Origin of the sequence: Bifidobacterium primatium, from assembly GCF_002802875.1 — a bacterium.
In the GTDB taxonomy this organism is placed as follows: Bacteria; Actinomycetota; Actinomycetes; order Actinomycetales; family Bifidobacteriaceae; genus Galliscardovia; species Galliscardovia primatium.
Map to the genome: position 1 here is coordinate 37,513 of NZ_PEBI01000002.1, position 19,586 is coordinate 57,098.

Consider the following 19,586-nt stretch of genomic DNA (forward strand, 5'->3'; position numbering starts at 1 on the left):
GATTGGGAGGAATCGCGGCCGGCATTGTCGATGGATGGCTTGCCGGCTCTTTCGCCGGCGTGATTATGGGCGTTGTCCTCGCCTCCACTGTGCCGGCGTGGTGTTGTGCGCGGCGCGGAAGCGTCGGGTGAACACGTCGGCGCTCGCATATCCGCAGCGCCTGGCGACCCGGGCGATGCTCATATTCGATTCGGTCAGCATGGTCGTGGCCCGTTCGATGCGCCTGGCGTCGATGTACGCCTTCGCGGTCATGCCGACGCAGGCGTGGAACGTGCGGGAAAGGTAGCTGCGATTGACGTTCACCGCGCGGGCCACCGACGCCACGTCGATGGGAGTGCAGATGTTCCGGTCGATGTACGCCAATGCGTGACGCACGAGTTCGTCGCCGGGCGACATGTAGGAAGCGGCGTGGTCGTCTCGCTCGCGCTTGCCGAAGTCGATATCGGCTCCGATCGCGATATCGTCGCCGGCTTCCTTGCCGAGTGCCGCTTCGTTGCCGTATGCCGTTGTCATGTGCGTCATCGCGCATCACCGCCATTCGAATGTGGTTGGTACGGAAGGGAAATCGGCTGTATACAGCGATTTGCCTGACCGCCGCATTTATTTTAAAATAACTTTAAAAAGTAGTTTTAAAAAGAGTATCACGTATTGTCATACCGCGCGACCGGCGTTTTCCGGTCCCGTACAATGAAGTGGCAGTACCGACAAAGGAGCGTTTGGCATGAACATGCAATCAACGGCGATGGCGACGTTGACCGAATCGACGTCGGAACGAGCGGCGTCGGGGAAGGCGACCACGAAGCTCGCCAAACGCCGGATGATTCTCGACTACATGTACACCCATAAGAAGGGGTCGCGGCAGGACATCGCCGCCGCAGTGCCGTGCAGTCTGCCGATCATCGCGCAGAATCTCGCCGTTCTGGAGGACGAGGGCCTGATCCGCCGCACCGGCTTCCTGACGTCGACGGGCGGTCGCAAACCGCAGAACTACGCGTTCGTGCCGAAGGCCCGGGTGGGCATCGGTGTCTCGATATTCGCCGACGGCATGGATATCTGCGCGGTCGATCTCGACGGACGTCGTCTGGATTCCTCGCATATCGACCTGACCTATGAAAACACCGATATGTTCTACGACAACGCCTGCACGGCGATTCTGCGATTCGTTACCGATGCGGTGGACCGCGAGAATGTCGATCCGCGCGGCATTCTCGGCATCGCATTCTCGGTGCAGGGTCGTGTCTCGCCGGATGGCGACCAGATCACGTTCGGGGGGATCCTCGGCAATACGGGGCTTTCCGTCCGGCCGTTCGCCGAACGCCTGGACTTCCCCTGCCAGTTCATCCACGACGCCTATTCGGCGGCGACCGCGGAGGTGTGGTTCGACCCGAGCGTGGGGGACGCGTTCTGCCTGTATCTCAACGAACATGTAGGCAGCGCGGTGATCATGGACGGTCGTGTGCGGCAGGGAGCCGACCTGCGCACCGGGAACTGCGAGCATATGACGCTTATGCCCGGTGGGCGCGCCTGCTATTGCGGGCGTCGAGGCTGTGTGGACGCGTACTGCTCCCGTGCGGCGCTGCTGGGGGAGGGGCGCGCGACCGGTGGTGCTTCGAGCGTCGAGGAGTTCTTCCGTCGGCTGCATGCGGGCGACGCATCGTGCGCGAAGTCGTTCGACGACTACATGGACGCGTTGGCGCAGGCGATCGCCAACATGAGGTCGGTATTAAGCGTGGACGTGATTCTTGGCGGCGATATCGCTCGGTTCCTCACCGATGCCGAGCTTGTGGACCTTACACGGCGTGTACGGGGGCTCGATCCGTTCCCGACGAGCACCGTCCGTCTGCGCAGAAGCGTGGCGCAGACGGACGGCGTCGCCGGGCAAAGCACGCTGGGTGCCGCCCTGCATTACGTGCGCAGATTCGTCGACGAATCCACCGGCCGGGCATAATCGGTTCACGAATCGGCGGATACGCGGTGAATTAACGCTCACATCGCCCGTATCTACCGATTCGTGAACAATCACCGGTCCTGAAGGAGTCCGTTCGGGGGAGTGAGAACGAGATATCCCTCGTCGGGATCGACCTCGGGGACGATTTCCTCGACGAACGGGACCAGCGACTCCGCGCCGCTCGGCTCGGTGATGGTGAGAAGCCACTGCGCGGGGGATTCCATCACGTCGGTGACCTTGCCGGCGACCACATACGCGGCATCGGAGCCATCGTTGTCGGAGCCATCGGCGTCCGAATCGGTGTTGCCGTCGGTGTCTTTATCCTCATAGATGCGCGCCTCGAGGCCGATGAGATCCTCGGCGTAGAAGCCGTCGTCCTCGTCGTCCCCGTCATCGGAATACGTGGGCTCCACATAGAGCATCGTGCCGTTCAACGCCTCCGACGCATTGCGGTCGGCCACGCCTTTGAACAGCACGATCCAACGTTCTTTGAACTTTCGCGACCGTACGACCTCGAATTCGCGGCCGTCCTCGGTCAGCAGCACGGAGCCGGGCGCGAAGCGCTCCTCCGGCTCGTCGGTGAAGGCGCGAACGTTGACCTCGCCCTTCAGTCCCTGGGCCCTACCAATACGACAGACCCTCAGCAGCGTGAGCTGCTGAGGGTCTGCACTATGCTTTTCTGCCATCGTCATTGTCTTGACTTTAGTAGGTAATCAAGACGTGCCGATCGCGCCGAAACCTCGCGGGTGTTGCCCGAGCGGATGATTCAGCGCACATCCATGATGTCGACGCGGACCTTGTGATCGGCCAGCGCCTGCACCACGGTGCGAATGGCGTTGGCGGTGCGTCCGCCACGGCCGATGACGCGACCGATGTCCTCCGGGTTCACCCGCACGCGAAGCAGTTCGCCGCGGTTGTTCTCGTGGGACTTCACGGAAACGTCGTCCGGGAAATCAACGATGTTCTTGATCAGGTGTTCGACGGCTTCAGCAAGCATGATTACTCAGCCTTCTCCTCGGAGGCCTCTTCGGCCGGGGCTTCGGCCTCAGCAGCCGCAGCGGCTTCTTCGGCTTCCTTCTCGGCCTTGGCCTTGGCTTCGGCTTCGGCCTTGGCGGCCTTGAGCTTCTGGGCCTCGTCGGCGGCGGCGGCCACGCGGGCTTCCGCATCCGGGCCTTCGGCGGCGACCTTCAGGGTGCCTTCGGCACCGGGCAGGCCCTTGAACTTCTGCCAGTCACCGGTGATGTTCAGCAGCTTGAAGACGGCCTCGGTCGGCTGGGCGCCGACACCGAGCCAGTACTGAGCGCGGTCAGACTTGATCTGGATGAGCGAGGGCTGCTTGTTGGGATCGTAGGTACCGATCTCCTCAATGGTCTTGCCGTTACGGGCCTTGCGGGAATCCATAACGACGACACGGTAGAAGGCGTAGTGCTTCTTGCCCAGGCGCTTCAGACGAATCTTGGTTGCCAAAACGGCTCTCCTTATGTATTAGGGGTGTGCATCTTCGGTTTCAACGTGGGGTGTTCAAACCGAGACCCACGTGTTCCTCATAGGCAATGGAGTTAGAGGGCGCCACTGCTTACGAATAACAACTAAATAGTATAACCACATTTTCCCGAGGAAAAGCCCGAAATCGGGATAATTTTGGGGATTTTCGTGGCGGCGACTTGGAAGGGGCGATTGTGATGCGGGGATATGGGCGGAACGTGAAGCGGCCGTTCGTTGATTCCGTCGCGGACCGGGATGATTGACCGGTGCGCTGCGGTGGGATTGGCGGCCGGTCGGAATTGTGGTGGACTCGGTGGGCGATCGGTGTGCGAGACCGGTGCCGGGACCTAGTGCGGTCGACCGGCTCAGGGGGCCTTGCCTCCGCCGCCTTCATCGGTTTTGCGCGGTATGGGGGTACGGGGGTAGAGTGGCGCTCATATCGATGTCAAGACGGGTCTGAAGGTACAGGCCCGAATGCCGAACGCCCGACTAGGGTATCCGGAGGTGGCAAGGGAATGAAGACTGACGACGACGGCGCCATGGTGAATGGGACGGACGCGTCAAATGCGGCGGACGCGGCGGACGACGTGGCTGCCATCAGGTCGGGATTGGAGTCCGAGCTCGTCGTACATGACGAGAGGGTCGTGTTCCAGGGGGACGACGAATCGCAGTTCACGGTGATTCAGGCGGACGTGAGCGTCAAGGGCCGACCGCAGGATGTGAACGGCGACGGAGTCGTCGACGTGGCGGAGGGCGTGCGGACGCATCCGATACTCTTCGCGCAGGTGCGCGGCGGTCAGCCGAGCGCCGTATGCGTGGCCGTGCGTTCGGACGGCCGCCTGCTTCTGGCGCGGCACTGGCGCATCGCCACGGACTCGTTCGAATGGGAGTTCCCGCGCAGCATGGGCGAGCCCGGCGAGGTGGTGAGCCGCACCGCCGAACGCGAACTGGAGACCGAAGCTGGATTGGCGTCCTCGTCCCGTCGGCTGCTGCAGCTCATACATGCCGACACCTGCAAGATTCGCGGCTCGGTGGCCGTGGTCGAGGTGCGTGTGGATGACGCGCAGCTGGCCGAGGTCGAGCGGGCGCAGGCACGGCTCGGCGAGGACGGCGACTCGCGTCTGGCGTGGATGGATGTCGACGAGATCGACGACATGATCGCGTCCGGCAGCATCATGGACGGCATCACCCTCGCCGCCTACACCATCTGGAAGGCGCAGGCGGCGTAGGTGGCGGAAGGCTGGGCTCAGCTTTCGCGATGGACCTTGGTGTAGGAGCCCTCGGCGCGCGGACGCACGACGATGTTGTCGACGTCCACCGTGTCGGGCTGATCGAGCGCCCAGCGCACGCATTCGGCGACATCCTCGGCCTTGAGCGGGTCCGGGACGCCGGCGTACACGGCGGCCGCCTTCGCGGCGTCGCCGTGGAAGCGCTTGATGGAGAACTCGTCGGTCTGCACCATGCCCGGCGCGATGTCGACCACGCGCACCGGCTCGCCGATCAGCTCAAGACGCAGCACGCGGGCCATGACCTTCTCCGCGAACTTCGAGGCGCAGTATCCGGCGCCGCCCTCATACGGCTCGATGCCCGCCGTCGAGGAGATCACCAGCACCGTGCCGGCCGACTCCTTGAGCGCCGGCAGCAGCTTCTGCGTGATGCGCAGCGTGCCGAGCACGTTCAGCTCGTACATCGCGCGCCAGTCGTCCAGATTCGCCGTGGCCACCGGGTCCTTGCCGATTGCCCCTCCGGCGCAGTTCACCAGCGCCTTGACCGGGCCGGCCGCCAGAATCGTCTCGACCGCGGCCGACGTGGACTCCTCGTCGGTGATGTCGGCGACGACCGGCGTGCAGCCGGTCTCTTCGGCCAGCGCGGCCAGCTTCCCTTCGCGGCGGGCCAGCGCGAACACCGTCCAGCCCTCGGCGGTCAGCGTCCGTACCGTCGCGGCGCCGATGCCGCTGGACGCTCCCGTCACCACCGCCGTCCTCGTAACGTCGTTCGTCATGATTCCTCCTTGAAGCAATTGCGCGAATTACGGTTTTCATTGTAGAAGCGTCTTTTGCGCGAGCCCGCGCGAGTCCGCCGCCGGCCCATCGCCGTCATGCAGGCCGAAGGGGATGGGGGTCTTTCTACACCGAACCGCGTAGTTTTTCGTTTTTCTCAAAAACTACGTAGCGACGGCGTTTCCTGACGTAGTATAGGGAATGCGCCGTGCGGCGTCGCTGCACTGTCGGTTCCCCGACTGGACGTCGTACGGTTGCTTCAATTCCTGAATGCGTGACCATGTCGCCGGTGCCGTGACGGACCGCGGCCGGTCATGCGAGAACACCCATTCACCGTGGAATCGCCGGAGGAAAACCAGAGTGCAACGCTGGGTCATCAATGTGCTGAAACGAGAGACCGTACTGATCGTGGCCGCCATCCTCGCCATCATCTCCTGCTTCATCGTTCCACCGGACGCCCAGTACGCCGGCTACATCCACGTCAACACCATCTCCCAGCTGGTGTGCCTCATGCTCGTGGTCTGCGGATTCCAGCGCATCGGCGTCTTCCGCATCATCGGCGCGAAACTCCTCGGCCGCGTACGCACCGCGCGCGGGCTCATCATCACACTTGTGGCGCTGCCGTTCTTCAGCGGCATGTTCGTCACCAACGACGTGGCGCTCGTCACGTTCATCCCGTTCGCGCTCGCCGTGCTCATCATGGCCGGCATGGAGGACCGCATCTGCCTGGTCGCCACGCTTATGACGCTCGGCGCCAACCTCGGCAGCATGCTCACGCCCATCGGCAACGCGCACAACCTCTACCTCAAGGCCGTCTCCGGCATCGGCACGCCCGAGTTCCTGCTCATCATGGCGCCGTATTCCGTGCTCGCCGCCGTGATGCTCATCGCCATCATCTGGTTCGTATTCGGCGATGCGAAGGTCTCGCAGTTCGAGAACCTCGGCGCCGAGGGCATCGAGCAGGGCGTGCTCGCGCCGAACCCCACGCAGCCGCAGCCCGACGAGATCCGCATCACCGGCTACGGCGCGGGATATGGCGGATGGCGCACGGTCGTCTACTCGCTGCTGTTCGTCATCTGTCTGCTCGGCGTGGGCGGCGTGCTGCCGCTGTGGCTCATGGTGGCCATCGTCGTCGTGGCGTTCCTGTTCTGCGATCGCCGCGCCTTCAAGATCGTGGACTGGGGTCTGCCGCTCACGTTCTGCATGTTCTTCATCTTCATCGGCAACATGCGCCGCGTGCCGGCGTTCTACGAACTGGCGCAGTCGCTGGTCGGCGGCCATCCGCTCGAGCTGGGCGTCGCGTTCAGCCAGGTCATCAGCAACGTGCCGACCACGCTGCTGCTCTCCGGCTTCTCCGACGCGTGGCGCGAGCTCATCATCGGCACGAACCTCGGCGGCATGGGCACGCTCATCGCCTCCATGGCGTCGCTCATCTCGTACAAGGGCGTCGTGGCGAGGTATCCGGAGCATCGCGGCCGCTATCTCGGCGTCTACACCGGCATGAACGTGGTCTTCCTTATCGCGCTCGTCGGACTGGCGCTCGTCATCGAATAGTTTCCGTCCGCCCTCGTTATGCTGGGGGCATGAGGATTCTGCATACTTCGGACTGGCATATCGGACGGCGTTTCAAAGGCGTCGACCTCGCCGAATACCAGCGTCGCGCATTGAACTGGCTCATCGACGTCGTGCGACGCGAACACGTCGACGTGGTATGCGTTTCCGGCGACGTCTACGACTCGCCCATGCCGTCGGCCGCGTCGGTCGACATTCTGGACGACGCGCTGACGCGGCTGTCGTCCATCGTCGACGACGCCGGCCGGCCGGCGGTCGACGTCATCGTGACGCCCGGCAACCACGATTCGGCGCGCAAACTCGGATTCGGCGCCCATATGATGCGAGACAACGTGCATCTGCGCTGCTCCATCGACGACATCGCGACGCCGGTGGTCGTCACGCGGCCGCGCACGGCGTCGCCGGCAGCGGCCGACGGCGCGCCGGGGGAGAACGGCGTAGGGGGGAGGCGGGGCTCGACGGCCGTCGAGACGCTCGCCGTGTACGCCGTGCCGTATCTCGATCCCGACATCGCGCGGCCGACGTTGCGCGCGATGCTGACCGACGCGCATGCCGATGCCGCGTCGATTCTGCGGTCGCACGAAGGCGTGATGGGCGCCGCGATGTCGCTGATCCGCGCCGACATCGCGCGCCGACGGGCGAGCAACCCGCGTATGAGGACCGTGATGATGGCCCACGCGTTCGTCTCCGGCGCGAATCCCAGCGATTCCGAACGCAGCATCGCCGTCGGCGGCGTGGACAGCGTGCCGGCCGCGATGTTCGCCGGCAGCGGGCTGGACTATCTGGCGCTCGGACATCTGCATCGCGCGCAGAAGGTGACGATTCCGCAGGACGGCCGAGGCGCCGGCGGTGCGGGCCGCACGCCGGTCGCCCGGTACTCCGGCTCGCTGCTGGCGTATTCGTTCTCGGAAGGATGCGTGCCGCCGCGCGAAGGCAACGGCAAAGGCGTGGTCATCGTCGATATGGACGACAATCATGCCGATGCCGCCGAGCCTTCGATACGTACGCTGGACGTGGAATCCGGCGAGCCTCCGCTCGTGCAGCTGCGTGGCACGCCGGACGAGCTGCTGGGGCCGCTCGCCGAACGGCATGCCCGCGACTGGGTGTCGGTCACCGTGGTCTGCGACGCCTATCCGCACGGCATGTATCAGAAGATCGACGCCGCATACGACCACGCGTTGGAGAAAAGGTTCGATATCCGGCGGCGTTCGCGGACGGACGGCGGCGACCGTGCGATGGCGAACCTGCACGAGGCGCACAGCGAGATCGACGTGCTCAAAGACTTCGTGCGATACACGCTGCACCGCGACCCGACCGTCGATGAGACGGCGGTGCTGCGGCAGGCCGTCGAACGCACGCTCGGCGAAACTGACGACGGGCCGGTAAAGGATTCGGCGGAGAAGAGTTCGGCGGCGAAGGGTTCGGCGACGAAAACCGCTGCGGGGAAGCCGGCGGGAAAGGGGCGTGACTGATGCGACTCATCGGCATGCGATTCATGGGCATCGGTCCGTATGAAGGCGAGTTTTCCATCGACTTCGTGGCGTTGAACCGCTCCCACATGTTCCTCATCGAAGGCGAGACCGGCTCCGGCAAGTCCACGATCCTCGACTGCATCAGCTTCGCGCTGTACGGCGGCGTCTCCGTGGACGACGCCAGCAAGGACCGTCTGCGCTCTCGGTTCCTCGATACGCAGCAGACGCCGTCGTTCGTGGACCTCATCTTCACGGTGAACGGACGATACTACCGTGTGCGTCGCGAACCGGCCTATACGCGTCGCAAGAAGCGCGGCGAAGGCACCATAGCCGAGAACGCCACCGGCAAATTATGGGAGATCGACGGCGGACTGGCCGACGTGATAGCCGCATCGAAGGACTCGATCGGCGACGCCGCGTCCGACGGTTCGGCGGCCGTGTATTTCGATTACGCCGAAGCGGACGGCCACGCCAAGCCGCTGGCCTCGCAGGCGCGCGACACCAATATCGAGGTCGGAAGACTGCTGCATCTGACCCGCGACCAGTTCTCGAAGACCGTGATGCTCGCGCAGGGCCAGTTCTCCAGCTTCCTCAAATGTCGGCCGGAGGAACGCACGCAGCTCATCAAGAGCCTGTTCTCCGCCGGTGTATATGAGCGGATTCAAAAGACATTGGATACCATGCGAAAGCAGCATGCCGACATCGTCGACGGGCAGCGACGGGAGCTGCGCGCCGCAATCCATGAGATGCGCGACGTCGCCGAACGCGTCGATGCGTTGGCCGGCGACGGCGAGGCGTCTGGCGGCGTCGGTGGTGCTGTGGCTGATGCCGGTGATGATGTGGCCGGCATAGCTAATGTCGAAGCCGATGCCGCCACATGGGGTCTTGGCGACGACGGTGACGTGGCCGAGCCGGCGCTTGAGCCGCAGGACATCGTCGCACGGCTCGACGAGCGTATGAACGAGACCGCGGCACGCGCGCGGAACGTGCTGCGTCGTTGCCGCCGCGACGTGGCCGAATCGGACGAACGATTGCGGCTGGCACAACGGGATCTGACCGTGCTCACGCAGACGGGCCAGGCCGTGGACGCCGAACGGCAGGCGGCTGCACGGCAGGACGAACTGGCCGGCCGGCGTCCGGCCATGGACGAGCGCCGTGCCGCGCTGGAACGCTCTCGCAAGGCGGAACCCGCCGTGCGCGCGGCCGACGACTGTGCCGGTCTCGAAGCCGACATCGCCCGGCAGAAGCGGGCGCTTGCCGACGTCCGCGATGATCTGGCGGGGCTTGAGCCCGCCGACGTTATGGTCAAAGCGCGGGAGCAGGCGCTGCTGCAGGCGGCCGGACGGCCGATGGCCGAGGCCGCGCTGCAATCGGCGCTGGCATTGCGTGAACAGCTCAACAAGCTCGCCGACGCACGGCGACGGGCCGAGAAGGCGCAAGGGAAGGCGATTCGCCTGCGCGACGAGGCGGATGCGGCCGAGGCCGCCCTCGCCAGGCTCGACGACCCGGAAGGCATGGAAGAGCGCATCCGCGAACTGGTACGTCGCGAAGCGCTCCGGATGCAGCTCGACGACCGTCTGCGTGGAGCAGGCGAACGATTGGACCACGCCCGCAGACGCGACGCCGAACGGCGGCGTCTTGAAGGGCTTCGCGCAGCGGCACAGAAGGCCGAAACCGAGCGCGTGGAAGCCAGAGAAGCCCATGAGCAGGCGCAGCGGGCGTTCCTCGCCGCCAGTGCAGCCGCATTGGCCGATAGGCTCGTCGCCGGGCGGCCATGCCCGGTATGCGGCGGCACCGAACACCCCGCGCCCGCCGTGAGGCCAAAGGACGCGCCCGACGAGGACCGTCTCGCCGAACTCGCCGACCGCTTGAACACCGCAGTGCAGCAGGCGGCCGACGCCGCGAACGCCGTGCGCTTGTGCGAGCAGCGCATCGACGCCGAGGACGACCAGGCCGAACAGCTCAGCGAAGCCGACGCCGAAGCGGCCATGCGGAAGCTGCAGGAGGAACGCGACGCCGCAGCACAGCTCACCGTGCAACGCAAACGGCTTGAAGAGCAGCTCGCCGAAATCCGCGCGAAGGTCGAAGACGCGAAACAGCGCAGACAGCAGGCCGAAGTGGCCGCCGTGGCCTCCGACAGCGCACAGGAACTGGCCGAATCCGCCGAATCCGCATGCCTCGACACCGAAACCGGCAAGCCATACACCGACGAAACCGCACGACAGCGGGAGGCACAGGCCCGTCAGGACATCGCCGCATGCGAGGCGCAGGCCGCCAAGGCGGAGGAGCTGGCCCACCGCATCGCACGGCGTGCAGAGCTCGAACAGCGTGCCGACCGCACCGAATCGGCACTCGCCGCGCTCGGCGAACAGCTTTCGAAAACCAGGTCGCAGCGTGACGACCTGCTCGCATCCGGAGGCTTCGCCACCGAAGCCGAGGCCCGCGCGGCCATGCTCGACCGGCCGGCCGCAGCACAGCTGCAGGCCATGCTCGACCATTACGCCGCCGACGTGGAGGTCGCCGCCGCCGAACTCGCGCGCGTTCGCCGCGAACTCGACGAACTGCGGCGCACGCCCACCTGCCGTGCGCTGATAACCGATGCTGATGCCGAGACCGGCGCCGAAACCAAGGACATCGCCGAACTGCTGCCGGCCGCGCTCGCCGCCGCCCAGGCACAGGCGACGGACGCCGAGCGGGCCCACGAATCGGCGATCCGCGCCGAAGAGCAGGCCGGCAATCTCGACGCCGAACGAGACCGCCGCGCCAAGACCCTCACCCGGGCCGTTCGCGTCTGGTCGGAATCATGCGCGCGTTTCGCTCCCATCAGGGACATGGCGTCGCTCGCCTCCGGCCGGTCGGACTCTCCCGCCGGCGACGGCCTCTCCCTCGTCACCTACGCCGTCACCGAACGCTTCCGCGACGTACTCGACCGCGCCAACGACATCCTCAAGGACATCCGCGGCGGCGTCTACGAACTGCGCCTCGGCACCCACGAAGGCCGCGCCGTCAAAACCGGCCTGCCCATCGAGGTGTTCGACCGTCGCAGCGATCTCGACACCGAGGCGTCCACGCTGTCGGGCGGCGAGACGTTCTTCGTCTCCCTCGCGTTGTCGCTGGCGCTCGCCGACATCATCCAGGCCGAAAACGGCGGCATATCCATGGACACGCTGTTCATCGACGAAGGATTCGGTTCGCTCTCGGAGGATTATCTCGACGACGTGCTCGCCGTGCTGCGTTCCATGAGCCGACACCGCGATATCGGCGTCATATCGCACGTCGGACTGCTCAAGGACCAGATATCCGAACGCATCAGCGTCACGCGCATCACCGAGGATTCCTCGTCCAGACTCGCTGTCATCGTATGAGACCTGCCGATTCGAGCGGTATTGTTGGGCACGGACGGGGTGAGACGATGACGAAATCAACAAGACAATCGACCAAGTCGACGTCTGCGAAGGCGACGTCCGCGAAAGCGAAGTCACAATCGGCGAAGTCCACGAAAACGAAGTCTGTGAAATCGAAATCCACGCGGCCGAAGAGCAGCCGGCCGAAATCGACCGCGTCGTCGTGCCGGCCGCGGGGCGCGTTCACCCGATGGCTGCATCGCGGCGACAAACGCGTCCGATTCGTCAAGACGGTGATCGTGAGGTCCGTCTCGTCGGTCGCCGCACTGGCCATGCTGCTGGGCATGTGCCTCGTAGTCTACCGGCAGATGAGCATCACCGCCGCCAAGAACCGGCAGGCCGAATTCTCGCAGGACTACGATTTCGATCCCGGCAACATCATCTCCGACGCGCAGTTCTTCGACTCCAAGGCCATGAGCACGTACGAGGTGCAGCAGTTCCTCGACAAACACGGCGCCAAATGCTCCGGCGACCTGTGCCTGAAGAACTACACGGTGGCCACGCTCGCCGAGCCTAAGGACGACCTGTGCGACGGCTACACCGGTGGCCAGAGGCAGTCCGCCGCGCAGATCATCGACGGGGCGGCGCGCAGCTGCGGCATCGCGCAGAAGGTGCTGCTCGTCATGCTCGAAAAGGAGCAGGGGCTGGTGAGCACCACGGAGCCGAGCGAGGCCCGATACCAGTCGGCGCTCGGACTCTCATGCCCCGACGACGGGCCCTGCGACCCGAAGCACGGCGGATTCTTCAACCAGGTGTACGGCGCGGCAAGACGGTTCAAGTACTATCAGGCCCACGCCGACCAGTACCGGTACCACGCCGGACGGCTCAACTACGTGCAGTACCATCCGAACGAAAGCTGCGGCGGCGCGGACGTATGGATAGAGAACGACGCGACCGCGCTGCTCTACATCTACACGCCGTACCAGCCCAACGTCTCCTCGCTCAAGGCGGGGCTGGGCGAGGGTGATTCGTGCGCGAGCTACGGCAACCGCAACTTCTCCATTCTCTACAACGCATGGTTCGGCGACCCGCGTAAATAAAGTCCATGGCTGTGCGTAGCTTTAGAGAGTTGCCCATTTTGGGCACGCGCTTACACACTCCTGTCATGGAACGTCCATGGCCTTTAAGTCCGAAGGAGGTGGGTGATGTCTGCGCACAAGTACGAACTGATGCTCATTGCCGATCCCGAACTGGATGAGCGAGCACTGAAGAAGCTCGTCGACCAGTTCCTCAAGGTTGTCACCGATGAAAAGGGTTCCGTCGAGAACATCGACATCTGGGGCCGCCGCAAGCTGGCCTACGAGATCGCCGGCAAGAACGAGGGCAACTACGCCGTCGTCAACTACACCGCTGAGCCTGCTACCAGCGACGAGCTCGATCGTCTGCTGAACCTCAACGAGTCCATCATCCGTACGAAGATTCTTCGTAAGGACGCCAAGTGATCACTCGGGCCTGAGCCCGAACGAATCGCTGTCTTACCAAACTTTATTGATTCCCGATGATCCCGGGAATGTACGGAAGGCATGAATCATGGCAGGAGATACCGTCATCACAGTGGTGGGCAACCTCACGGCTGACCCCGAACTGCGTCAGATTCCCAGCGGTGCCACGGTGGTCAACTTCACCATCGCATCCACCCCGCGTACCTACAACAGGCAGTCGGGGCAGTGGGAGGACGGCGACGCGCTGTTCCTGCGTTGCTCGGCATGGGATTCGCAGTACAACCCCATGGCCTCCAACATTCAGGCCTCGCTGTCGAAGGGCATGCGCGTGATCGCGCAGGGTCGTCTGACGCAGCGTTCGTACACCGCCCAGGACGGCACGAACCGGACCGTAGTGGAGCTTCGCGTCGACGAGATCGGCCCCGCGTTGAGCCGCAACACCGCACAGGTGACGCGCAACAACAACGGTGGCAACGGCGGATACCAGGGCGGCAACGCCTCCCGTGGTGGATTCGCCGGAGCCCAGCGTAATGCCGCGCCCGCCGCAGGTGGATACCAGGGCGGCAACGGCGGTTACCAGGGTGGCTATCAGGGAGGATACTCGGGTGGCGCTTCCGCCCCCGCCGCTTCCCAGCCGGCCCAGCAGCCCGCCGCGGATCCGTGGGGTTCGCCCGACGCCGGTTCGAGCTCGTTCGGTTCGTTCGGCTCCACCGACGATTTCGGTGGCGGCAGCGACGAGCCGGAGTTCTGATCGCATCGTTTGCATCGTTCGCCCGTCCCGCATGAATCGGGAATCGGGATTCGAGACCATCAGTTTTTAGATTTTTAAGGAGTGCATATGTCACGCAAGAGGCCGCAGCCGCCGGTGAAGCCGTTCAAGAAGAAGCCGAACCCGCTGAAGGCTGCCAAGGTTACCGAGATTGACTACAAGGACGTCGCCCTGCTGCGCAAGTTCATTTCCGACCGCGGCAAGATCCGTTCCCGTCGCATCACCGGCGTCACCGTCCAGGAACAGCGCGAGCTCGCCAAGGCCATCAAGAACGCCCGCGAGATGGCTCTGCTGCCGTACGCCACTTCCGGCCGCTGATAGGAGGACTTGACAATGGCTAAGGAAACGAAGGTTATTCTCACCACCACCGTTGGCAACCTGGGTCACTCCGGTGACGTCGTCGAGGTTCGCCCCGGCTACGCCCGCAACTACCTGATCCCGCAGGGCCTCGCGTTCGCCTGGAACCGTGGCGCCGCTGAGCAGATCGCCCAGATGCAGCGCGCCCGCCGCGCCGCCGCCCTCGCCACCCGCGAGGACGCCGTGGCCGCCAAGAACGCCATCGACGGCACCGTCGTCGAGATCGCCGCCAAGGTGTCCGAGTCCGGCAAGCTGTTCGGCGCCGTCTCCGCCGACGCCATCGCCAAGGCGCTTGGCGAGAAGGGCAACGCCGTCGAGGCCAAGTCCATCTCCGTGGAGACCATCAAGACCACCGGCGACTTCGCCGCCACGGTCCAGCTCCACCCGGAGATCACCGCCAACTTCACCGTCAAGGTGGTTGCTGCCGAGTAATTCGGTACGCGTATCAACCTGAGCTTAAGCCCAAAAGCCCCGTGATGGCCATGCCATCACGGGGCTTTTTTCGTTGCCTTCGGAGGCCTTTAGAAGTTGCGGCCGCTCCAACCCCCGGCGCCGTTTGGCGGGAAGCCGGGATAAGGCTTCCCGTAGGCGACGCGAGCCGCGATGTTCGAGCGGCGAGGCCGAGGGGCTTGCCTATGCAAAGGGAGTCTCCCTTAGAAGTTTCGCCCGCTCCAACCCCAGTTCGTCGTGGCGGTCTCGCGGATGTACACGCGGTTCGACGGGATGCCCAGCACCGAGTCGAGCGCGTCGCAGATGCTGCGCGTCAGCTGCTCCCAGTTCTCGCGCGGCACGGAGTCGCCGAACACGTTCACCTCCACGTAGGCGGCCGGCTTGGCGTCGTCGCCGCCGAAGTAGATCGGCATGTTGTCTTCGAACGGGCACATCAGCCAGCCCTCCGACTTGCCGGGGACGGCGGTGATGGCCTGTCCGTACAGCGACTTGAGCTCCTCGCGCTGGGCCTTGCTGATGGTCGTGCTGGCGTGCGTATGAATGACGGGCATGATGTCTCCTTTACCGGTTGCCGATGTGTATCGCCGGCCGACGGAACGGCCGGTCGCCAATCTCCAGCGTAGTCGTCGGCCATCGATACGACGGTTACGCCGCCGTGACTTTCGTAAAGATGATGGGCGGGTTTACGCCAGCCACTTCGGCCCATGGGCCTGCGGGGTTTAATGGGGCGAGTGAGAAAACTCTTTGCGCAGCTGATGAAGTTCGGCATGGTGGGCGGCATCGCGTTCGTCATCGACTACGGTCTGATGAACCTGCTGCTGCTGACGCACATGCACAATATTCTGGCCACGTCCATCTCGTTCTTCGTGTCGCTGGTCTTCAACTATCTGGCGAGCATGAAGTTCGTGTTCAAGCACCGTCCCGACATGGCGCGATGGATGGAGATCACCATCTTCTTCGTCTCCTCGTTCATCGGATGGATCATGAACGAGGTGATCGTGTGGATCAGCACGTCGTGGATGCCGCATGACTCCATGTACACGATGCACACGCAGTACATTCTGTGGACCAACATCGGCAAGCTCGTCGCCACCGTGGTGGTGATGGTGTGGAACTTCGTGATCCGCAAGTGGCTGCTCGACGACACGCACACCAACGCGATGAACCGTCTGCGCCGCGGCGACGCGAAGCTTTCCGAGGAGGAGCTGGCCGCGAAGCGCGAGCGCAGTGTGGCGCATCGTCTGGGCATGTGGTCCATCGAGCACGCGCCGTTCGGCTGGAAGTAGGAGAGGACGCTACACGCGCACTTCGGAGAGAATCGGCGTCTCGGTGCTTGACCTGATCTGCCTGAAGCCCACGAACGCGATGACGAGCGAGGCCAATGCCAGCACCGTCACCGTCATGAAGCCGCCGTGCGAGCCGTAGCGGTCGATGAACTGGCCGGCCACCGCCGAACCGAACGAGGCGCCAATGGAGTTCATCGCGCCCATCCACGCCACGCCCTCGGTGAATCGCGAGGGCGGCACGAGATGCAGCATGATCTGGTTGCCGTTGATCCACGTGGGTGCCTGGCAGACACCGCATAGCAGGTAGATGATCATGATGACCCACAGGTGGTTGGCTAGCACGAAGCAGCTGATGCCGATGTTCACCACCGCCAGGCAGAAGTAGAAGCGCTTCCACAGCGGAATCACCCAGTTCTTCGCGCCATAGACCAGCGCTCCGCACAGTGAGCTGAACGAGAAGCAGGCGAACACGAAGCCCGTGAACTGCGCCATGTCCTGTTCCTTGGCGAACGCGATGATGGAGATGGCGGTGGCGCTCTGGAACGCGCCGAGTCCGAACCAGGTGACGCACACGGCCAGGAGGCCCGGACCCCAGATGGAGTCCTTGGCGTTCTCCGCGTCGCCGCCCTGCACCGCCGCGGCCTTGGCGGCCTCGCGCTCTCGGTATTCCTTGCGCGTCAGTCCGGCGGCGCGGGCCAGCTGCGTCTGCGACGGCGGTTCGGTGGTCAGTTCGGTGAGGAACATCAGCGCGCCCACCACCACGCACATGCCGGTGAACGAGAACGCAAGAACGCCCGAGATCACCGCCAGAATCGACGACAGCGGGTTGCCGATGACCCACATGCATTCGTCGAACACGCCGGAGAGCGAGAGCGCCCGGTTGATCTTCTCGCTGTCGCCCTTGAGTTGGTTGGTCCAGCGGGCGCGGCTCATCGCACCCCATGGCGGGATGCACGCGAGGAACGGCACGATGCAGTAGAGGATCCATGCCGGTACCCGATGCGTGATGCATGTGACCAGCGCGATGGCCGAGACGATCCAGATGATGATGGTCGGAATCGACACCTGCCTCTGGCCGAATTTGTCGACGAGCCTGCCGAGCAGCGGCGTGAGGATCGCCAGCGCGATGGCCTGCACTGCGGTGAGCGCGCCGGCCAGACCGTAGCTGCCGTAGTATGTCTGCACGGAGATGGTGATGGTCATGCCGACCATGGGGAACGGCATGCAGGCGATCACCGAGCCGATGGCGTAGCGCGCGGTGTGCGGCAGCCGGAGAAGCTCCGCATAGCCGCCGAATACACGATGGTTCACGTCCTTGAACGCCTGGATGAACGACGTCTTCGACGACGTCGGCTTCGATGATGACATGTGGTTCTCCTCCTTTATGACTGCTCGTGACGACGTGATGCGCATGGACCTGCGTCGCGCCATGCCTGCCGTCGTCCGTGACGTATGGGTTCGGGTTGGGATTGTCGGGATTGCAGCCGGTCGTCTGTCGACCGACCATCACCAACCGTTCGGTTGGTGCAGGTGACGGGGATAGTCTATAGCAGCACGGAGCCCGACACGCGGCATGGCCGCGCATTGCCAAGGGTTTCCGCAGACGGTTCGTCGCCGGCCCCACCGACCGGCGCGGGGGTCGCACGCGTCGGCATCGACTACACTGGAACGCAGCAAACGAGACGTCCCAACGAAGGAGCCTACGCGACGATGCCCGCAACCACCATCCATCTGGTCCGTCACGGCGAGGTCTACAATCCCGATCACGTGCTGTACGAGCGGCTGCCGAACTTCCATCTTTCCGACCGCGGCGTACGCATGGCCCAGGCCACGGCCCGTTACATCGCCGCTCACTCCGGCATCAACCAGGCGTCCGCCGTGTATTCCTCGCCGCTCGACCGCACCCGCGAGACCGCCGGCGAGATTCTCGCGGCCCTCAACTCCGTGCGCGCCGAACGCGACGAGCCCACGCTGGAACTGCATACCGACGAACGTGTGATCGAAGCGGGCAACGAGTTCCGCGGCAAGCGCATCGGCCACGGCGACGGCGCCCTATGGCGGCCGGAGAACCTGAAGCTCATCCGCAACCTCCACAAGCCGACGTGGGGCGAAAGCTACGCGCACATCGGCGCCCGCATGAGCGACTTCGTGTATGAGAAGGTCGACGAATACGCCGGCAGGCAGGTGATCGTCGTCAGCCACGAATCGCCGATCTGGTCGTTCCGTCATCTTATGGAGACCGGCCACGCCGAGCATTGGATGTTCCTGCGCAAGACGGCGCTCGCCTCGGTGACATCGTTCACCTTCGACGCCGACACCCACGAGCTCATCGCCATCGCCTACGCCGATCCCGCCGCCAACGTGCGATAGGGGTTCGGGGCCGTTCGATATCGTCCGGCACCGCTTTATCGTCGGATAACCGCCTCATACCGCCCTCCGCTTTCGTGATGTTGGTCACGAAAGCGGTGAAAACGGGCGGTTTTCTCTTGCCATGAGCTCATACTGGGAGTATGAGCAAGAACGCATGGATTTCGTCCGCCGACGCGCTGAAGCGTCTGCCGGCCGTCGTCGCCGCCGTCGACGCGAGCAAGGAACTGACCGATCTGTGGCCGTTGACCGACCACATGCACATCGACAACGACGTGAAGTACGCCGAATCCTTCCAGGTGCGCACCACGCGGCAGTTCGCGCTGGTGCTCACCGGCGAGGATGTGACCGTCCCCGACGCCGAATACGTGTACGAGGGCGCCGACGAGATTCCCGGCCGCCCGCAGAACATCGTCGATGCGCTGCTCGCCGCGAACGACGCCTACGACGAGACCGTCGATTTCTCCGATGATGGCGATGCCGGCCATATCGTCTCCTCCGCCGAACTGCTCGGCGATGTGTGGAACGAGCCGACCGCCGACGCCGTGCGCGAGGTCGTGGAAGCCGCCGAAGCAGCCGGCGCGGCGCTGGCGGCCGACGACGTCGCCGGGCGATACGCCCTTGGCGCCGCCGCCTTCGCCGACGTGCTGACCGAGGTCAGCGAGCATGCCGACGACGATGCCGCCGCGGTCAGGGCCGCGCTGCCGACGGTGCTGTACTTCAATGAATTCGACGAGCGTCTGGGCATTCCGCGTGTGTTCGTGACCGCCGACGAGCTCGAGGCGCTGCGTGCGATCGCCGTCGCCGGCCCGGCCGACGACGCCAACGCCGCCGCGTTCGTGGACAAGCTGCTGGAGATCTCCAAACCCGAGTGGACCAAGCACCATGACGATGTGCTGTGGGATCCGGTCGAGGCCAAGAAGAAGGCCAAGGAGGAGGACGAGAAGCGCAGCAAGGCCGCACTCGCCGCCAAGTTCGCCCACATCAAGGACGACCCCAACAAGGAAGAGGTCGAGCTGTAGACCGGCAAATCC

Annotated in this window: 20 protein-coding genes; 13 read left to right on the plus strand and 7 right to left on the minus strand. The window is 64.4% G+C overall.

Annotation, left to right across the window (positions count from 1 at the left end):
* Positions 1-63: 63 nt before the first annotated feature.
* The gene (locus CS006_RS04040; RefSeq protein WP_165777238.1) at positions 64-513 is read right to left on the minus strand and encodes a helix-turn-helix domain-containing protein; all 450 of its coding nucleotides are present in this window, start codon (positions 511-513) and stop codon (positions 64-66) included.
* A 208-nt stretch (positions 514-721) separates the two neighbouring features.
* Between CS006_RS04040 and CS006_RS04045 the strand changes: the two genes are divergently transcribed.
* Entirely contained in the window at positions 722-1,948 is a 1,227-nt protein-coding gene (locus CS006_RS04045) for an ROK family protein (protein ID WP_100510525.1), read from the plus strand.
* Between the two features lie 71 nt (positions 1,949-2,019).
* Here CS006_RS04045 and rimM read toward each other — a convergent pair whose 3' ends face one another.
* From rimM to rpsP, 3 genes are all read right to left on the minus strand, one after another.
* Positions 2,020-2,640, minus strand: a complete 621-nt coding sequence (rimM, locus tag CS006_RS04050; RefSeq protein WP_165777239.1) for a ribosome maturation factor RimM — start codon at positions 2,638-2,640, stop codon at positions 2,020-2,022.
* A gap of 74 nt (positions 2,641-2,714) precedes the next feature.
* A complete protein-coding gene (locus tag CS006_RS04055; protein ID WP_100510527.1) occupies positions 2,715-2,945 on the minus strand; it encodes an RNA-binding protein in 231 nt (76 codons plus the stop codon).
* Between the two features lie 2 nt (positions 2,946-2,947).
* Positions 2,948-3,415, minus strand: coding sequence for a 30S ribosomal protein S16 (gene rpsP / locus CS006_RS04060; protein ID WP_100510528.1), 468 nt, complete (start codon positions 3,413-3,415; stop codon positions 2,948-2,950).
* Positions 3,416-3,948: 533 nt separating this feature from the next.
* Here rpsP and CS006_RS04065 point away from each other — a divergent pair.
* Positions 3,949-4,662, plus strand: coding sequence for an NUDIX hydrolase (locus CS006_RS04065; protein ID WP_100510529.1), 714 nt, complete (start codon positions 3,949-3,951; stop codon positions 4,660-4,662).
* 17 nt (positions 4,663-4,679) lie between these two features.
* Here the strand turns inward: CS006_RS04065 and CS006_RS04070 are convergent, their stop codons facing one another.
* A complete protein-coding gene (locus tag CS006_RS04070) occupies positions 4,680-5,435 on the minus strand; it encodes an SDR family oxidoreductase (protein WP_100510530.1) in 756 nt (251 codons plus the stop codon).
* Between the two features lie 358 nt (positions 5,436-5,793).
* Between CS006_RS04070 and CS006_RS04075 the strand changes: the two genes are divergently transcribed.
* The 8 genes from CS006_RS04075 to rplI all read left to right on the plus strand — a co-directional run bounded on the left by CS006_RS04075 (position 5,794) and on the right by rplI (position 14,881).
* Positions 5,794-6,987: an SLC13 family permease gene (locus CS006_RS04075; protein ID WP_100510531.1), complete on the plus strand. Its 1,194-nt coding sequence runs from the start codon at positions 5,794-5,796 to the stop codon at positions 6,985-6,987.
* Positions 6,988-7,016: 29 nt separating this feature from the next.
* A complete protein-coding gene (locus tag CS006_RS04080) occupies positions 7,017-8,477 on the plus strand; it encodes an exonuclease SbcCD subunit D (protein WP_100510532.1) in 1,461 nt (486 codons plus the stop codon).
* A complete protein-coding gene (locus CS006_RS04085; protein WP_100510533.1) occupies positions 8,477-11,842 on the plus strand; it encodes an AAA family ATPase in 3,366 nt (1,121 codons plus the stop codon). The genes CS006_RS04080 and CS006_RS04085 overlap by 1 nt, the downstream gene beginning before the upstream one ends.
* Before the next feature lie 146 nt (positions 11,843-11,988).
* Positions 11,989-12,921 carry a hemagglutinin gene (locus tag CS006_RS04090; protein WP_243386729.1) on the plus strand — a complete coding sequence of 311 codons (933 nt, stop codon included), beginning with the start codon at positions 11,989-11,991 and terminating at the stop codon, positions 12,919-12,921.
* A 105-nt stretch (positions 12,922-13,026) separates the two neighbouring features.
* Positions 13,027-13,323: a 30S ribosomal protein S6 gene (rpsF, locus tag CS006_RS04095; RefSeq protein WP_100510534.1), complete on the plus strand. Its 297-nt coding sequence runs from the start codon at positions 13,027-13,029 to the stop codon at positions 13,321-13,323.
* 88 nt (positions 13,324-13,411) lie between these two features.
* The gene (locus CS006_RS04100; RefSeq protein WP_100510535.1) at positions 13,412-14,074 is read left to right on the plus strand and encodes a single-stranded DNA-binding protein; all 663 of its coding nucleotides are present in this window, start codon (positions 13,412-13,414) and stop codon (positions 14,072-14,074) included.
* Between the two features lie 87 nt (positions 14,075-14,161).
* Positions 14,162-14,410: a 30S ribosomal protein S18 gene (gene rpsR, locus CS006_RS04105; RefSeq protein WP_093961239.1), complete on the plus strand. Its 249-nt coding sequence runs from the start codon at positions 14,162-14,164 to the stop codon at positions 14,408-14,410.
* Between the two features lie 15 nt (positions 14,411-14,425).
* Complete coding sequence (rplI, locus tag CS006_RS04110) at positions 14,426-14,881, plus strand: 50S ribosomal protein L9 (RefSeq protein WP_100510536.1); 456 nt, start codon at positions 14,426-14,428, stop codon at positions 14,879-14,881.
* 221 nt (positions 14,882-15,102) lie between these two features.
* Here the strand turns inward: rplI and CS006_RS04115 are convergent, their stop codons facing one another.
* Positions 15,103-15,450, minus strand: coding sequence for a tautomerase family protein (locus tag CS006_RS04115; protein WP_100510537.1), 348 nt, complete (start codon positions 15,448-15,450; stop codon positions 15,103-15,105).
* 180 nt (positions 15,451-15,630) lie between these two features.
* On the opposite strand from CS006_RS04115, the gene CS006_RS04120 reads away from it, so the two are divergent.
* A complete protein-coding gene (locus tag CS006_RS04120) occupies positions 15,631-16,185 on the plus strand; it encodes a GtrA family protein (RefSeq protein ID WP_243386732.1) in 555 nt (184 codons plus the stop codon).
* A 9-nt stretch (positions 16,186-16,194) separates the two neighbouring features.
* Here the strand turns inward: CS006_RS04120 and CS006_RS04125 are convergent, their stop codons facing one another.
* Positions 16,195-17,553 (minus strand): MFS transporter, encoded by a 1,359-nt coding sequence (locus CS006_RS04125; RefSeq protein WP_100510539.1) that lies wholly within the window; start codon positions 17,551-17,553, stop codon positions 16,195-16,197.
* A gap of 342 nt (positions 17,554-17,895) precedes the next feature.
* On the opposite strand from CS006_RS04125, the gene CS006_RS04130 reads away from it, so the two are divergent.
* Complete coding sequence (locus CS006_RS04130; protein WP_100510540.1) at positions 17,896-18,555, plus strand: histidine phosphatase family protein; 660 nt, start codon at positions 17,896-17,898, stop codon at positions 18,553-18,555.
* A 140-nt stretch (positions 18,556-18,695) separates the two neighbouring features.
* Complete coding sequence (locus CS006_RS04135; protein ID WP_100510541.1) at positions 18,696-19,574, plus strand: hypothetical protein; 879 nt, start codon at positions 18,696-18,698, stop codon at positions 19,572-19,574.
* Positions 19,575-19,586 lie beyond the last annotated feature (12 nt).

Excerpts from the sequence above, each read along its gene's own strand:
- CS006_RS04045 (WP_100510525.1), top strand. The coding sequence starts at position 722 with ATGAACATGCAATCAACGGCGATGGCGACGTTGACCGAATCGACGTCG.
- CS006_RS04070 (WP_100510530.1), bottom strand. The coding sequence starts at position 5,435 with ATGACGAACGACGTTACGAGGACGGCGGTGGTGACGGGAGCGTCCAGC.
- CS006_RS04100 (WP_100510535.1), top strand. The coding sequence starts at position 13,412 with ATGGCAGGAGATACCGTCATCACAGTGGTGGGCAACCTCACGGCTGAC.
- CS006_RS04040 (WP_165777238.1), bottom strand. The coding sequence starts at position 513 with ATGACAACGGCATACGGCAACGAAGCGGCACTCGGCAAGGAAGCCGGC.
- CS006_RS04135 (WP_100510541.1), top strand. The coding sequence starts at position 18,696 with ATGAGCAAGAACGCATGGATTTCGTCCGCCGACGCGCTGAAGCGTCTG.
- rimM (WP_165777239.1), bottom strand. The coding sequence starts at position 2,640 with ATGACGATGGCAGAAAAGCATAGTGCAGACCCTCAGCAGCTCACGCTG.
- CS006_RS04115 (WP_100510537.1), bottom strand. The coding sequence starts at position 15,450 with ATGCCCGTCATTCATACGCACGCCAGCACGACCATCAGCAAGGCCCAG.
- CS006_RS04065 (WP_100510529.1), top strand. The coding sequence starts at position 3,949 with ATGAAGACTGACGACGACGGCGCCATGGTGAATGGGACGGACGCGTCA.
- rpsR (WP_093961239.1), top strand. The coding sequence starts at position 14,162 with ATGTCACGCAAGAGGCCGCAGCCGCCGGTGAAGCCGTTCAAGAAGAAG.
- CS006_RS04130 (WP_100510540.1), top strand. The coding sequence starts at position 17,896 with ATGCCCGCAACCACCATCCATCTGGTCCGTCACGGCGAGGTCTACAAT.
- CS006_RS04055 (WP_100510527.1), bottom strand. The coding sequence starts at position 2,945 with ATGCTTGCTGAAGCCGTCGAACACCTGATCAAGAACATCGTTGATTTC.
- CS006_RS04085 (WP_100510533.1), top strand. The coding sequence starts at position 8,477 with ATGCGACTCATCGGCATGCGATTCATGGGCATCGGTCCGTATGAAGGC.
- CS006_RS04125 (WP_100510539.1), bottom strand. The coding sequence starts at position 17,553 with ATGTCATCATCGAAGCCGACGTCGTCGAAGACGTCGTTCATCCAGGCG.
- rplI (WP_100510536.1), top strand. The coding sequence starts at position 14,426 with ATGGCTAAGGAAACGAAGGTTATTCTCACCACCACCGTTGGCAACCTG.
- rpsF (WP_100510534.1), top strand. The coding sequence starts at position 13,027 with ATGTCTGCGCACAAGTACGAACTGATGCTCATTGCCGATCCCGAACTG.
- CS006_RS04080 (WP_100510532.1), top strand. The coding sequence starts at position 7,017 with ATGAGGATTCTGCATACTTCGGACTGGCATATCGGACGGCGTTTCAAA.